This window comes from Natrinema sp. 74, from assembly GCF_046097095.1.
Taxonomy (GTDB): Archaea; Halobacteriota; Halobacteria; order Halobacteriales; family Natrialbaceae; genus Natrinema.
On the sequence record NZ_CP175698.1, the window covers coordinates 213,439 to 227,223 of the forward strand.

General features: G+C 63.2%; 12 protein-coding genes and 1 tRNA gene. 2 read left to right on the plus strand and 11 right to left on the minus strand.

Translation table 11 applies throughout. The features are described 5' to 3' along the window. Nucleotides 1–1,403 precede the first annotated feature (1,403 nt). The 5 genes from ACJ70B_RS01075 to ACJ70B_RS01095 form a co-directional block, all read right to left on the minus strand. Nucleotides 1,404–3,407 (minus strand): hypothetical protein, encoded by a 2,004-nt coding sequence (locus tag ACJ70B_RS01075; RefSeq protein WP_408958573.1) that lies wholly within the window; start codon nt 3,405–3,407, stop codon nt 1,404–1,406. Continuing rightward, on the minus strand, nt 3,397–3,531 hold the full coding sequence (locus ACJ70B_RS01080) for a hypothetical protein (protein WP_408958574.1): 135 nt from the start codon (nt 3,529–3,531) through the stop codon (nt 3,397–3,399). The genes ACJ70B_RS01075 and ACJ70B_RS01080 overlap by 11 nt, the downstream gene beginning before the upstream one ends. A gap of 112 nt (nt 3,532–3,643) precedes the next feature. Beyond that, nucleotides 3,644–3,772: a hypothetical protein gene (locus ACJ70B_RS01085; RefSeq protein ID WP_408958575.1), complete on the minus strand. Its 129-nt coding sequence runs from the start codon at nt 3,770–3,772 to the stop codon at nt 3,644–3,646. A gap of 302 nt (nt 3,773–4,074) precedes the next feature. After that, nucleotides 4,075–4,249: transfer RNA gene (locus ACJ70B_RS01090), tRNA-Trp, on the minus strand. 57 nt (nt 4,250–4,306) lie between these two features. After that, nucleotides 4,307–5,206, minus strand: a complete 900-nt coding sequence (locus tag ACJ70B_RS01095; RefSeq protein WP_408958576.1) for a DUF5794 domain-containing protein — start codon at nt 5,204–5,206, stop codon at nt 4,307–4,309. Between the two features lie 514 nt (nt 5,207–5,720). On the opposite strand from ACJ70B_RS01095, the gene guaB reads away from it, so the two are divergent. After that, entirely contained in the window at nt 5,721–7,223 is a 1,503-nt protein-coding gene (gene guaB / locus ACJ70B_RS01100; RefSeq protein WP_408958577.1) for an IMP dehydrogenase, read from the plus strand. A gap of 81 nt (nt 7,224–7,304) precedes the next feature. Here guaB and ACJ70B_RS01105 read toward each other — a convergent pair whose 3' ends face one another. From ACJ70B_RS01105 to ACJ70B_RS01125, 5 genes are all read right to left on the minus strand, one after another. Beyond that, complete coding sequence (locus ACJ70B_RS01105; protein ID WP_408958578.1) at nt 7,305–7,781, minus strand: hypothetical protein; 477 nt, start codon at nt 7,779–7,781, stop codon at nt 7,305–7,307. A 4-nt stretch (nt 7,782–7,785) separates the two neighbouring features. Next, entirely contained in the window at nt 7,786–9,363 is a 1,578-nt protein-coding gene (locus ACJ70B_RS01110) for a sodium/proline symporter (protein WP_408958579.1), read from the minus strand. Further along, entirely contained in the window at nt 9,356–9,838 is a 483-nt protein-coding gene (locus tag ACJ70B_RS01115; protein WP_408958580.1) for a hypothetical protein, read from the minus strand. Before ACJ70B_RS01115 ends, ACJ70B_RS01110 begins: the two co-directional genes overlap by 8 nt. A gap of 262 nt (nt 9,839–10,100) precedes the next feature. Then, the gene (gene cmk / locus ACJ70B_RS01120) at nt 10,101–10,712 is read right to left on the minus strand and encodes a (d)CMP kinase (protein WP_408958581.1); all 612 of its coding nucleotides are present in this window, start codon (nt 10,710–10,712) and stop codon (nt 10,101–10,103) included. A gap of 104 nt (nt 10,713–10,816) precedes the next feature. Then, nucleotides 10,817–11,293 carry a cupin domain-containing protein gene (locus tag ACJ70B_RS01125; protein ID WP_408958582.1) on the minus strand — a complete coding sequence of 159 codons (477 nt, stop codon included), beginning with the start codon at nt 11,291–11,293 and terminating at the stop codon, nt 10,817–10,819. A gap of 107 nt (nt 11,294–11,400) precedes the next feature. Here ACJ70B_RS01125 and ACJ70B_RS01130 point away from each other — a divergent pair, with 107 nt between their 5' ends. Further along, nucleotides 11,401–11,922 carry a hypothetical protein gene (locus ACJ70B_RS01130; protein WP_408958583.1) on the plus strand — a complete coding sequence of 174 codons (522 nt, stop codon included), beginning with the start codon at nt 11,401–11,403 and terminating at the stop codon, nt 11,920–11,922. Between the two features lie 20 nt (nt 11,923–11,942). On the opposite strand, the gene ACJ70B_RS01135 is transcribed toward ACJ70B_RS01130, so the two are convergent. After that, entirely contained in the window at nt 11,943–13,703 is a 1,761-nt protein-coding gene (locus tag ACJ70B_RS01135; RefSeq protein WP_408958584.1) for a YcaO-like family protein, read from the minus strand. Nucleotides 13,704–13,785 lie beyond the last annotated feature (82 nt).

A 13,785-nucleotide genomic window follows, 5' to 3' on the forward strand; every position in this document is an offset into this window, starting at 1 on the left:
GTCGATATTCTCCTACACTGTTCTGGCCCCCTAACGCAAAGCAACCCATACCAGAGAAAACACTGCAAGTAGCCCAGCCGCTCCCCCAGTGAAGAATACGAGCGTATCCCAAAAATAGTCCACTCTTATTACACCACCAATGCCTTGGGTCTGGACCGTCGTAGCCATGGCATAGATCGAAACTACAAGCAGCAACACGGCCAATTTTGGCTCTTCCGTGAGTCCTGTTTCAGGAACCATTGGTTATTTTAAATGCAAATAAACCTAAGTATTTTGCGATGTGATAGTCTGGCAGTCTCAGTCGATTACTGAGGTTCGATTCCTCCGCCTCTGAGATTCCCCATAATGCTCGTAGTGATGTAGATTATGATGCCATCACCCTCATCGTTATTAGTTACTGGAGAGACCTGCTGTTGATCGGATGACGTTTTGCCTGGATAGCCGATTGCTATTATCTTTCTCTACATCCATATGATATAGTGGAAGGTGAGTAAAGAATTCGAGAATATTCTGAGTCAGAACAAGACACAAAGACCTTAGTCTATCCATCTTTAGACGGCGTACTTCCGAATCCGCTACCACAAGCAGAGCTTCTTTCTGTGAACCGCCTCGGGGCCAAGGGCCAAGGCACTCGGCCTGCTCTGCCTGTAGAGGCAGCTGGATCTTCTCGTCACAAACGCGACACAGGACCAAGTCTTCCTGAGGGAAGAGATCCCTAATCTTAACGAACCGCTTTCTCTCGCTATGTCGAGCATCAGAAATCAACTACCCTCTTGATCTGAGGATTCAATGTATGTCACAACTCAATAATGAGTGCCGATGACCCGTATTCTGATCCAGTAAAACAGGCAGCGGAGTATGCGCGTGACGAATTGGACAACAACTTCATCTCAAACTCCATTCTCAGCCAAGCTTATCGTTTGACTATAATGGTTATTGATAATTCTGTAAGGGTCAAGTAATTACTCAGCCACATCAGAATGACAATAGAGTATGGGAGTCTGGCTCTACATGGAGTGTCCCCGCTGCGGCGATCGTATCCCTGTCGCGACGGACCACGAGAGTATGACCGAAGCTCCCGAGACACAAAGCGAGCCCTCCACCCAGACGCGGAGGCTGGCCTCTAAAATTTCGCGCCGTCCGAAGGGCAGGGTACGTTTCATTTGGATCAACTGGAACTGCTAGCCGACCAGCCGCCGCGGTTTTTTAGATTTTGTACCGTTAGGTACACGCCCTAAGGGGGGCTGCCCAAAAGACGGGAAATGATACCTAAATGATATAGTGGTGGCGACGGAGATGGATCCCTCTCGAGGCGCTGGAGTAAAATTAGGTTGTATAATTCAGTTCAGAACGAAAGTAAGGTTTCAGAAAATAAGGTCCCCAACAGCGTTGCCACTAACCAGTCATCGCTCAGCGCGGTTCCCGAGACAGAACACGCGATCACCGACGTAGTGGAACGGCTCCTGATTCTCTCTCCGGCTGCCGTTCATGCGGTAGGAGAAGGTCCCGCCGATGAACCGTGCAGCAGTCTTCTTGCCTGTCTTCCGCGCCGCCTTGAGGCCACGGCGGAGGAGCTTCTGGAGTTCGTACTTCGAGTAGCTGCCGGTCAGTTCGACCTCGAGGTCGTCGTAGTGTTCGTCCAGGACGGCGCCGTGGCGTCGCGCCCACTTCATGAGCGGGGAGTCTTCGGAGATCTCCTCGTTGCCCTCAACGATCGCGTCGATGCCCTGCTCGACCCACTCGGTGACGTCCTCGAGGGCGGCGAAGACGTCCTCGATCTTCTCGCGGACGACCTCGTCGGCGAGGTCGTAGGTGCCACGGCCGACCTTCTCGACGAGATCACCCCACTTCCCGATCGCGCGGTACACACTGCTGCTCGAGGAGTCGGTCTTCTCGACGAGTTCCTCGTAGTGCTGCTGTCCGCCGTCGGACAGCGCCTGGACGACAGCGCGATCGGTCGGCGTTAGATCCTCGCGAGCCAGCTGGGCTCGAGTCAGATCTTCCTCTGCTTCGCGTAACTCCTCGGTCGGATCACTGTGGACGGCGACATCGCGTTCGGATTCGGTGACGTCCCAGTACTCGTCCGCCACGTAGACGGTCGGATCAGCACGCAGCGGTAAGTCTGCAGCGTTCAGCGCGAACATGAGATGCGTATCGAGTTCGTCGCGAAGGTCCCCGAAATCGTAGCCGTTCGGATCCTTCCAGGGGACGGCGTTGCCATCGAAGAAATCGCTGTACTCCTTATTCCACTGGACCTCGATCTTCGGCTCAGTCGTTGCACCTCCCTGCTTCTCGGGATTCTTCATCAGGTAGCTCTTCAACAGCTTCCCGACATCGTGGCTGTCGTACAACTTCTTGAGCGAGGTCTCGTTCATCGCGACGGCGTGGCGGTGACCGATGATCTCCTCGTTGTTCCAGGCGTACTCCCCGCGCCCGCGACGCACGCTCGAGAACTGGGCGAGGCGATCGAACAGCGCTCCCTTCTCAACGACCTGCTGCTCGACGATCTCGCGAACCGCGCGCACGTACAACTCGAGACCAGTTACGCGGGAATGCTCGTGGAGGTTCTCGACTTTGAAGTACGCCGGGTCGACGTCGATCGCGTCCATCAGGTCCTGAAGGACTTCGAAGATCTCCTCAGGCTCGACGTTCGCGCTTTCGACCTGGACTCGGACCCCTTTGGGAAGATCCTCGGGCATCGACTGAATGCGCTCACCGTTCTCGGAGTTCGTGGCGTTCGGAAGCGACGGGCGGAACTGGAAGTTGATGCGCTTTCGACCAACTGCATCAGCAGCCACAACACCGATCTGGTACTCGTAATACGCGTCACCGGTATCCTGCGGTCGGGTTTCGATCTGTCCCTGCCAGTACTTGACCTTGTCCTCGTCGTGGTTGAGCTGCCAGGTGTCGCTGGCACTCTCGAATGTACCGACGTCGTCCTCGCCGCCCTCCTGAAGGCAACGATCGAACTGCGAGACGATCCCGAAGTACGGAGCCATCCCGTCCTGGGTCCCGCGGAGATCGCCGAGGCCAGGCGCGAAGAGGAAGTGACCGCCGAACTTGTGCAGTTGTGGATCGATCAGCGGCCGACCGTCGGGCCGGAACTTCGGCGAGCCTTCCTCACAGTGATCCTCCGAGTGGTGTCGGCGTTCGGCCACGCACGTATGGAACTCCTGCTGGCAGAACCGACACGCTGCTCGAGGCTCATCGTCGACGTCCTCGTCTTCGTCGAACGCGAGCTCGGTACCGCCGTCGACTTCGTCACCGCCGGCGGTCGGGACGTCCTTGTTCTCGATCGAGGCCTCGATCTCGTCATCGGCTTCGGGAACGTCCATCGCTTTGTCGAGCAGATCGAACGCTTCGTCGGCGGCCTCCTCGAGATCGTCCCGATCGGGCTTACGCGTCATCACCATCACCGGCGTTGGCCTCGGTCACCGTGGTAACATCGTCGACCGATTTGCCCTCGGAAACCGAAATCGACGACCCCGCCCAGACCCGTCCGGTGAGCTGAGAACCTATGGGTTCGCTCACAGTAACTCACCCCGAACACGGCGGATCTCACGAAAACAGTCGGGGCACAGCGGCCGGGTCGCGGGGACGGTCGCCTCGCACTGAGGACACTCGTCCCGTTCGGCGAACCGGGTCACGCTGGATCACCTCCAGTGGCCTCGATCACCTCACTGGCGTCGTCGGTCAACTGGGCCGCTGGGTGATCTATTGACGTCCGACTCTCGACGTCGTATAGCCGACTCGCTCGGACGGACCCCGTCATCGCTGCACCTCCTCGCCATCGACCAGTTCCGGACGGACCCGGTTCGAGCCCGTCCGCTCGAGTCGACGAGAACACCCTCGCTTGTGACCGGCTTCCGACTGGCCGTCGAGAAGTACGGTACACCGCGCACCGCACTCAGAACAGCGAAACTCGCGGCTTTTCGTCGGCAGGGGTATGATCCCCAGATTGGTTCGGAGACGCTTCACTTCCGCATCAGAAAGCGTCACGCCGACCACCCCGTCAGGTGTAGATACTTTCTGACAGGTTTATTCCGTACGAAACCGCAATAATTAAGGTGAGAGTGGGGTCGGAGGGATTTGAACCCCCGATCTACTGATATCTCCGGTGCGCCTCGGAACTCCAGAGGGTCATCACACGGACACTGATCAGGTGTCCGATCAGTATATCAGTCTGGAGTGTCGTCCCGGGCGCGTTGCCTCTGGAGTCAGCCGCCATGCCTGGCTTGGCCACGACCCCTCGAGTCTCAGTTGGGGCATCCACCCTAAAGTGGTTTCGATTCGGTATAGAACTGCGCTACAGCCACGGAGCTCGACCCGCCGTGTCCGTGCTATCGTCGCCCGAATACGCACTCGAGTCATCTTTGGCATTACGCTCGCTCGAGTTATCGGCGTCTCCACCATCGGTCACTGCACCCATTTCGACGGCCGGGTCGCCCGCGTCGGTATCGGGACGCGAGTCGTCGCGGCCGCCGATCGGGAGGTCGATCGCGAACAGGGCGGCGACGATCAGCGCGGCCAGCGGGGCCTGTCCGAAGGCCATTCCGAGCAGGGACAGCGGGAGAAGCCCCAGGGCAACCGCGCTGCCGAAGCGGAAGCGGTCGATGTCCATGTACTCTCGCAGATAGGGGCTGGTCAGTGCGATCGTCAGTGCGAAGGCGACCCCGACGGCCGCCGCCAGCGTCGCGTGGGCGACGAGGATGGGATCGGTCATCAGCCGGATCGTCAGGCCGGAGGGGTCGATGCTGGCGACCAGTCCGAGTCCGATGACGACAACGGGGTTGGGGAGGTAGTCGCCGATGGTCGCGCTGGCGGTCTGGGCCGCGATCGTCGCGATGACCAGCGCCGCGAAGCGCTCGAAGATGCTGATATTGAGGACGCTCTCGATCGTCGGCGCGAGCGCGGCCTCGAGGGCCGCAAGCAAGAGCAGTGGCAGGCCGATGAGCAAGACGACCGCTGCCTGCTCGCCGGGCGTGCCGTCCATGTCCGCGAGGATGACGGCGACCGTCGCGCTCCCGCCGAAGATCAGCAGACCGACCTGAATTGCGCCGAGCGGTTCGCTGAGCGCACCCGCGAGGATCAAAGCGGGGAAGACGCCGTCGACTAACGGAAGCAACATCACCAGCGCGAGCAGCCTAACGTCACCGCCGACGAGGCGCTCCATGCGGAGCGCGACCGGGTGCCGTGACGTACTCATCGGTCAGGGCCGATGGCCGTGACCCGAGGCCTGTGGGCGATATAACGGGCGTTCCCGTACCGACCGGTCTGCATACCGGGCGATCGCATTGGGTTTAGGGCCTCGCGCTGTGAGTTTCTGTGTAAAATTCCCGAACGCAAAGCTGGCGACGGAGTCGGAACTCGTCCGGCCAACGGTTCGGGCTTTGGCTGCACTCACAGCGTACATACCCAGATAAACGGATGGCCGATCAATAAACGTTGCGTGGGACGACCTTTCACGATCCGACGGCGTTTTGGCGAGAACGAATAGAGTCGTACAGAAATGCACAGGTCTGGTCGAAAAGTGGGCATCCATCACCGCGGCCGCCGGGTGTCTCCGGCGGCCAACTAGAACGTCGATCGGCCGACGAGGCGACCAGAAGCGCGTGCTGTGCGAGTCCGAATCGTCGGCATCGGCCGTTGACGGCCTCGTCAACAGTTCGCACCCGTATTCATCTCGCAACGCTTTTTGCTCGGGGGTCCGGACGGTTTACATGGCGAACGACGTTCCCGAGCACGAGCCCTATTCTTCGAAACTGCAGGTACCGGAAGCGCTAACCTTCGACGATGTCCTTCTCCGCCCGAAGGAGAGCCGCGTCGAACCTGACGACGCCGACCTCACGTCGAACGTCTCGAGAAACGTCGAGGTCTCGGTCCCCATCCTCTCGGCGGCGATGGACACCGTCACCGAGAGCGGGATGGCGATCGCGATGGCCCGCCACGGCGGTCTGGGCGTCCTCCACCGGAATATGAACGTCGACGAGATGGTCGAAGAGATCGAACGCGTCAAAAGCGCCGACGAACTCATTATTCCGCTGGACGAGGTCGTCACCGCCGATCCGGAGATGTCCGTCCGCGAGGTCGACGAGTTGATGGCCCGCCAGGGCGTCGGCGGCGCACCCGTCGTCAACACCAACGGCGAAGTGCTGGGCATCATCTCGAGTACGGACATCCGTCCCCACCTCGAGGTCAACGAGGACGATCCGGTCACCGAGGCGATGACCGACGAGGTCATCACCGCACCGGAGGACATCGACGCTCGCGACGCGTTCGACCTGATGTACGACCACAAGATCGAGCGCGTCCCCGTCGTCGACGACGAGAACCTGCTTGTCGGCCTCGTCACGATGCAGGGCATCCTCCAGCGCCGCGAGTACAAGGAGGCGGTCCGCGACGCGGACGGCCGCCTGCGCTGTGGCGTCGCCGTCAGCCCGTTCGAGCAGGACCGCGCTGAAGCCGCCGACGAGGCCGGCGCAGACGTGCTGTTTATCGACACTGCACACGCGCATAATCGAAACGTCATCGAGGGCGCTCGAGAGATCAAGGAGTCCGTCGAGGCCGACGTCGTCGTCGGGAACATCGGCACTCGCGAGGCGGCCGCGGACTTAGTCGAGTTCGCGGACGGCCTGAAGGTCGGCATCGGTCCAGGGTCGATCTGTACCACCCGCGTCGTCTCCGGATCCGGCATGCCCCAGATCACGGCCGTCGCACAGGTCGCGGACGTGGCCGCCGAACACGACGTGCCCGTGATCGCCGACGGCGGGATCCGGTACTCCGGCGACGCGATCAAAGCGGTCGCCGCCGGCGCGGACGCGGTCATGCTCGGTTCTTACTTCGCCGGTACCGACGAGGCACCGGGACGGGTCGTCACGATGAACGGCAAGAAGTACAAGCAGTACCGCGGCATGGGATCGGTCGGCGCGATGAAATCCGGCGACGGCGACCGCTACCTGAAAGAGGAACCCGACGAGGAAGACGAGTACGTCCCCGAGGGCGTCGAGGCGGCGACGCCGTACAAGGGCTCGCTACAGTCCGAACTCCACCAGCTCGCGGGCGGCATGCAGTCGGGCATGGGCTACGTCGGCGCGGAGACGATCCCTGCGTTCAAAGAGCGCTCGGAGTTCGTCCGCGTCTCCTCGGCCGGCCAGGCCGAGAGCCACGCCCACGACGTCGTCATCACCGACGAAGCGCCGAACTACTCGCCCGACAGCGAGTAACGCCCGATTCGGCGCGGTACCCGCTCGTGATGATGAGCACGACGACGTGCCAGAGAACCGGCCGGGCGCGACGCGCTCGGCTCAGAGGCGGGGAAACCGCGGGGTCTCGACGGTCACGTCGACATCGGCGAGCCGCGAATCCGACTCGAGTGCGGTCACGGCCATCCGCTGCGGAGCGGCGGTTCGCGCCCGGTAGAGCGTCCGATCGTCGCGTTCGGTGGCGTCGCTCGTTTGCCACCTGACGACAAGTCGCGCTCGGCGGAGCCGAGTTCCGGTGACGAGTCGGAGTTCGTCGAGGGCCTCGAGCGAGACGGCGAAGTTCCGGTCGTCGAACGCGATGATGTCGTCGGGCGAGAGCTCCGCGACCGCGGCCCGATCGCGCTCTCCCACGTCCGCCCGCAGAAGCAACGATCGGAAGGATTCTCCGACGAAACACCATAAGAGCCGTTCGTCGGTGAGGACCAGCTCCCAGAACTCGAGCGAGTTCGGTCGTTGGCGAACCCAGTGTGTCAATCGGGCGATCGTCGTCTCGGCCGTTATCGCGGGGTCGGCGGTCATGCGATCAGCGCTCGAGCAGTGCGTGGAGATCCGCGGGGAGTTCGGTGCCGTCCTGAGTCGTCAGCGAGACGCCAACGAACAGGACGACCGCGACCAAGAGCGCGACGGTGCCGACCGGGAACACGTCCGGGTACGGATAGAGCGCCGTCATGCCGCCGGCGATCCCGTCGTAGCCGGCCGCCTCCGCGGCCATCGGAACGGCGCTGTAGAAGACGTTGACGGTGAGCCCACCGACAATCGCCGCGATCGCACCCTCTTTCGTCGCCCCTTTCCAGTTCATCCCGAAGACGACGACGGGAACGAACGCGGCGGCGAAGAAGCCCCACCCGATCGTTCCGAGAATGCCGACCAGCGCGTCGGAGAAGTAGACGACGCCCGTCGCGAGTACCGTCAGTCCGGCCAGCGCCGCTTGCGTGACTCGGAGTTCCGTCCGATCGTCCTCGATCGACCGCCCCATCGCTCTCGGAATATCTCGTGAGACGGCCGCGGCACCGATATTGAGAAACGAATCGCTCGTCGACATGATCGCCGCGAGCAGCGCCGCGAGAATGAGCCCGGCGACGAGACTCGGCGTGTGCTCGAGGACGAAGACCGGCCCGACCTCGCTCGCGCTGAACGTCTCCCCGATCTCACCGGCTTCGACCATCGCCCGCATCGAGAGCCCCGCCGAGAAGGCGATCAGGCTCGAGATCGCATAGGAGAGGGCGGCGATCGGTGCACCCCATTTCAGGATCTCCAGGTTACGGCTCATGTAGAATTTCGTGATCAGGTGAGGTTGGCCGGCGGCACCGACCGAGAAGAGGATCCACCATGCGACGCCGACGAGGACGGCCGTCGTCGCCCCGCCCATCGCTCCGAACGGCGAGACGAGGGCTGGATCTGCGGTCGCGAGATTCCTCGAGATCGTCTCCATACCGCCGCCGAACGACATCGCGTAGGCGAAGACGAACACCGCGCCGGTTATCATCGTCAGCGCCTGCAAGAAGTCGGTCCAGACGCCGGCGATCATGCCGCCGAGCATACTGTACAGCAGCAGGATGAAGGCACCGCCGAACAGTCCCCAGACGACCGGAACGCCGAATATCGCGCGCATGACGAACTGTAGTGCCGCGAGGTTCGTCGCCAGATAGGCGATGACGCCGACGATGACGGCCAGTCCGGTGAGCCCGCGCACCCAGTCGCTCTCGTAGCGGACGTACATGCCGTCGGCCAGCGTGAGGACGTTTCGGATGTCCGCGAGCAGTCGGAGCCGTTTGGCAAGGACGACCCAGGTCAGGAGAAACCCAAGCGGTGCGGTAAAGAAAATCCAGAGCGGCGTCGTTCCGAACGCGTAGACGAGTTCGGGACCACCGACGAAGCCGAATCCGGACTGGATGACAGAGAAGGCGGTCATCGCGAGAACCCAGGTTCCGACGCTCTTGCCCGTGATGAGGAAGTCGCCGGTCGTCTGAGTGCGCACGTATCCCCACGCGCCGATCAGGACGACAATCAGCAGGTATACCGCCCCGAAGGCGAGGATGATCGGATCGTCCGCAACCGGAATCCCCTCGGCCTGAAGCGGGACGACGGCCGCGTCAGTCATCGTCTCCCTCCACGTCGGTCGTTCGGTCGCTCCGCTGGGGAGCCAGCGGAAGCGCTGCTCGCTGCTGGTGGTCTCGAGCGTCGGCGATAATTTCGTCGACGATCTCCTCGCTGCCGATCCGATCGAAAACCAGCGAGTAATAGATCGACGCGAGCGCGGGAGCGAGCCACAGAAGCGCGAAGTAGACGAGCGTCGGCCTCGGCACGCCCAGGACGTACGCGTAGTTCGTCACGCCCGGACTCCATAGCAGCCAGATGCCCGTGAGCCCGACGACGAACGTCCCGGCGAGCCCGGCGACGAGACCGGTGTACGGTTCGAGCGACGAGCCGCGGTGTTCGATCGACGCGGACGCGACTACGGCGAGGATGAACGCCGCCGCGACGTACGAGAACACCCGATACAGCCCGATACTCGGGGCGACGAGGGCTGCCGCCGCGAGGAGCCCGATGGCCCCCATCAACGCGTTTCGCGGCATCCACACCCTCCATGTATCGAGCTCCCCTCGAGATCGTACCGTTCGGCCCCGGCCCCCCGAGCGATCGCACGAAACGGACTGAGAGCGGCTGCTGTCCGATCGAAGCGGCCCGGATTATTGACACCGCCCACCATCATCGGGTAGTACAACCGAAATCAGGTTCGCCTACTTCAGTAGTTCGCCGATAGCGTTGCGAGACCGCTGTAAACGACGGCCTACACTGCTTTCGGTACCGTTGTGCAGCGGAGACACACGGGACCGCTCAGGGGTCGAGGGTCGGTGTCGAGAACGCACCTTCGTCGAGTTCGGGATCGTACTCCTCGATCGCAGCTTTGACGAGAGTGAACACGCCCCGTTTGCTCCAACGGGCGGTGTTGATATAGAGGTCGTAGAACGTCTGGTCGTCGATATCGATCTCGTAGTAAGACTGATAGCGGCCGGCCTCGCTGACTTCGCGGACGCGCATCTCGGCCTCGGTTTCGACCCGGTCGTCGATGCGCTCGAGGCGGACGTCTTCGGGGGCATCGAGCCAGATCCGCAGGTCCGCGCGGTCGCCGGCCAGCCAGCCCGCGAGCCGGGACTCGAGGATGAACGGTTTGTTGGCCATGCCCCACTTCTCGGCGATCTGCTGGAGGCGCTGATCTAACGCGCGGTCGATTTCGTCGGACTCGTCGGCCTTCGCGGTGAGCTGGTTTAAGCTCATATCGCGGTCCTCGGCGAGTTCCCGGAAGATGTCGCCACCGGAGACGTACGGACAGCCCATCGCGTCGGCGAGGCGTTCACACAGCGTCGTCGCCCCACAACCCGGCGGGCCGGAGACGGTGATGAAAAGCGTTGTGTCGATCCCCTCGGTCGAACTGTCTTGCGTGCCCATACGTTTTCCCACTCGGTCCCCCGTGAAAAGGTTCCGGCTCAAATTCGGTGGGAGTCGGGATAGCGTTCGCCAACGGGCCGCACGGACGAGGATTCGAATCGGGATCAGGGGACGAACGAGCGACCGCACTCGGTACACGTCATCCGGAAGTTCCCCTCGTCGGTGAGCTCGAGGCCGTGTCCGATTTCGGCCTCGCAGTTCCGACAGTAGAGCATCGATTCGATCTGCCCCCAGTCGTGTTTGGACTCGGGTGCGCCGAATGCGAAGCCGACGACCCGCTCGTCGGTGTCGTTGTAGCCGTGCTGGAAGTCGCCGGGCGCGAATCGAACGACCTCGCCCTCGTCGACCGAAACGTCGCCGTCTTTCGTCTCGAACGTCGCGGTTCCCTCTTGGACGTAGAAAACTTCTTCCTGATCGTGGTGCGTGTGGAGTCCGCCGGAAAAGGACTCGTCGGGCTCGAGTTCGAAGTAGTTCATCGCGAAGTCGGAAAAGCCGAGCGCGTCCGAAATCGGTCGTCTGACCGAGTGGACGTTCATCGGGTTAACTTCGATATCGACGTTGTCGATCGCGACTTTCTCCATACGTTGGCGTTCATCTCCCGACGCAAAAATTCCGTGGGTGTGGCTCTCACCCAATGGGAGCCGATCGAAGAGTAACGCCTACGGTCGTGCGACACCGAGCACCGAATGTGAACCGTCGTACGGTACTCCAATCTGTCGGGGTCACAGCCGTCGTCAGTCTCTCGGGCTGCCTCGAGGCGCTGCAGGAGCACTATCAGGGGAGTTTTCGAGGGCTGGTACCGGTCGAACTCTACAACGAGGCCGATCAGCACTACGACCTCCGACTCGAGGCCTACGCCGCAAGCGGGGGCCGGCAGACGTACAAGGAGAGCTACACCATCACGTCGGACCAGCGGGCCACAGCACCACATCTCGATGCGACCAAACAGCACTTCCGCGCGACGAAGTTCGGACGGGAAGGCGAGCGGCTCGCGGTCAAGGAGGGAATGATCACGTCGAATACGAGCCGCGTGGTCGTCCGAATTACGAACGACGGTCTGATACTGAATATCGAACGCGGGAACGGTGAGGAGACGGGTCCGACCGCCGGACCTGAGCCGAGCGACACTGAAACGGGCGGAATCGGCCAGAACGATACTGATGCGGACGGCACCGAGCCGAACGGCACCGAATCGAACGACGGCGCCTGAGCGCTACTTTTCGTGACCGATCAGGGATAGGGATGGAACGGCCGCTCGAGCCGCGGCTCAAAGCCGAGATCGTCCGGGACCGTCCGCGCCCGCTCACCGAAGAACGGCTCGCCGGTGAACAGCGGTTGCGCGCCCGGAACGATGACCCGCACGGCCTCGAAACCGATCCGTTCGACGTCACGCGTCGTCAGTCGCGCCGCGTACGGCGTCAGCCCCGCGTCGATCGTTCGTTCACACAGCGCCTCGAGCCGATCGACGCCCGTCGGGACGGGGTCGGGGCCGACGCTCGCCGCGGGCACCGTCCGATCGGCGGCGACGAAGTCCCGAGCACGTTCAGGGAAGGCGGCGTAGTCGCCGATCGCACCCCCCGCGTCGCCGGCCTCGTCAGGGCCGAGGCTTCGAAGCTCCGTCCAGTTCTGGAGCGCCTCCTCGAGCGCCGACGTCGCCGCGGCCGCGGCGTCGAGGCCGGCCGCAGAGCCGACCGCGAACGCAGGCCACGCGTCGTCGGTCGGCGAAATCTCTCCACCGGCGAGCGCGTCCGAGTCGCGGTGGACGGCCACGGCGACGACCGGCACGTCGATATCCTGCGTGACGAGCAGCGGCGTCACCGACAGCCCTTCGCTTCCGGCACGGCGCTCGAGTCGGTCGAACGCGTCGGTCTCGACTGACAGACCGAGCGGTTCGAACGTCGAGTACCACGCGAGCATCGTCGCGTCGCGCTCGATCGTCTCGGTCAGCCCCGATACGAGGGCGTCGACCGTCGACGAGCCGAGCCCGAGTCCGGTCGTGATCGCCGGGACCAGTTCCGCGCCGGGCTGGGGGAACTGGACCGCGGCGGCCGGCAGATAGGTCGACTCGCCGGTCGCGAGGTCCTCGCCGGGCACCCAGCGGTGTTCGTCGCTCGAGTCGTAGGCGAGTGCATCGTCCGGCCGGACGAGAGCCGTCGGCGCGACGGCGTTCTCGAGGTCAGCCTCGCTCGCATGAACGAACTCGTCCTCGCGGTAGACGCCGGCGCAGTAGCGCTCGAGGCCCTCTCCGACGGCTTTCATCAGCGCGGCGTTCCAGTCGTCTGCGACGCCGGCGGCCTGTCGTGGCGCGGTCGCGTCGCTGTAGGCGGTCGTGTCCGCCACGGTCGCCAGATAGTACGGTGCCGGGAACGACTCCACCTCGGCGATGCTCGAAATCGGGCCGACGCGGTCGTCGATCGCTTGCTCTGCGTGCTCGACCGCCGTCTCGAGGGCGAGTGTCTCGGCGTCACGCTCGAGCGTCCAATCACGGCCCGCGTCGGCACACGCACAGCCCGGAACGGGGACGAGCGGCCGCCGAGCGTGGGGTACTTCGCGCACCGTTCCGATGATCGACCGCTCGTCGCCCGAGAGGACGCGCACGCACTCCCGGCCGGCGACCGCGCCGGCGAGCCTGGCCGCGCTACGGTCGGCCTGCGGGGCGTCACCTTGCTCCTCGAGATTCGACGCGACGCGGGCGCGCAGACAGTCGAAACAACCGGCGGCGGGCGCAAAGCCAGTCACGGCCGCGTCGACGTCGGGGATCGGATAACCGCCGACGCCGCCGATCTCGACGGCGATCCACGGCGTTCCGCCCTCGAGTGCGGCCTCGTTCGCCCGGTCGAACGTCGCCGAGCCGGCGATGGCACCGACGACGGCAAAGCGCGCGTCGGCGAGTTCCGCCGGTTGGGCGTCACGAACGTCGATATCGACATCGTCGAACGCGGCGACGACCGCCTCGCGGACCGGACCGTCGGCCACGACGGATACGTACATACCACAGTCCTCCGGGGCGGGAGGCAAAAACGCCCCGCTCGAGTCGCGATCGCCGGTGGCTCGAGTGCCGTGTCGAGCGGCC

Excerpts from the sequence above, each read along its gene's own strand:
- ACJ70B_RS01075 (WP_408958573.1), bottom strand. The coding sequence starts at position 3,407 with ATGACGCGTAAGCCCGATCGGGACGATCTCGAGGAGGCCGCCGACGAA.
- ACJ70B_RS01085 (WP_408958575.1), bottom strand. The coding sequence starts at position 3,772 with ATGACGGGGTCCGTCCGAGCGAGTCGGCTATACGACGTCGAGAGTCGG.
- ACJ70B_RS01095 (WP_408958576.1), bottom strand. The coding sequence starts at position 5,206 with ATGAGTACGTCACGGCACCCGGTCGCGCTCCGCATGGAGCGCCTCGTC.
- guaB (WP_408958577.1), top strand. The coding sequence starts at position 5,721 with ATGGCGAACGACGTTCCCGAGCACGAGCCCTATTCTTCGAAACTGCAG.
- ACJ70B_RS01105 (WP_408958578.1), bottom strand. The coding sequence starts at position 7,781 with ATGACCGCCGACCCCGCGATAACGGCCGAGACGACGATCGCCCGATTG.
- ACJ70B_RS01110 (WP_408958579.1), bottom strand. The coding sequence starts at position 9,363 with ATGACTGACGCGGCCGTCGTCCCGCTTCAGGCCGAGGGGATTCCGGTT.
- ACJ70B_RS01115 (WP_408958580.1), bottom strand. The coding sequence starts at position 9,838 with ATGCCGCGAAACGCGTTGATGGGGGCCATCGGGCTCCTCGCGGCGGCA.
- cmk (WP_408958581.1), bottom strand. The coding sequence starts at position 10,712 with ATGGGCACGCAAGACAGTTCGACCGAGGGGATCGACACAACGCTTTTC.
- ACJ70B_RS01125 (WP_408958582.1), bottom strand. The coding sequence starts at position 11,293 with ATGGAGAAAGTCGCGATCGACAACGTCGATATCGAAGTTAACCCGATG.
- ACJ70B_RS01135 (WP_408958584.1), bottom strand. The coding sequence starts at position 13,703 with ATGTACGTATCCGTCGTGGCCGACGGTCCGGTCCGCGAGGCGGTCGTC.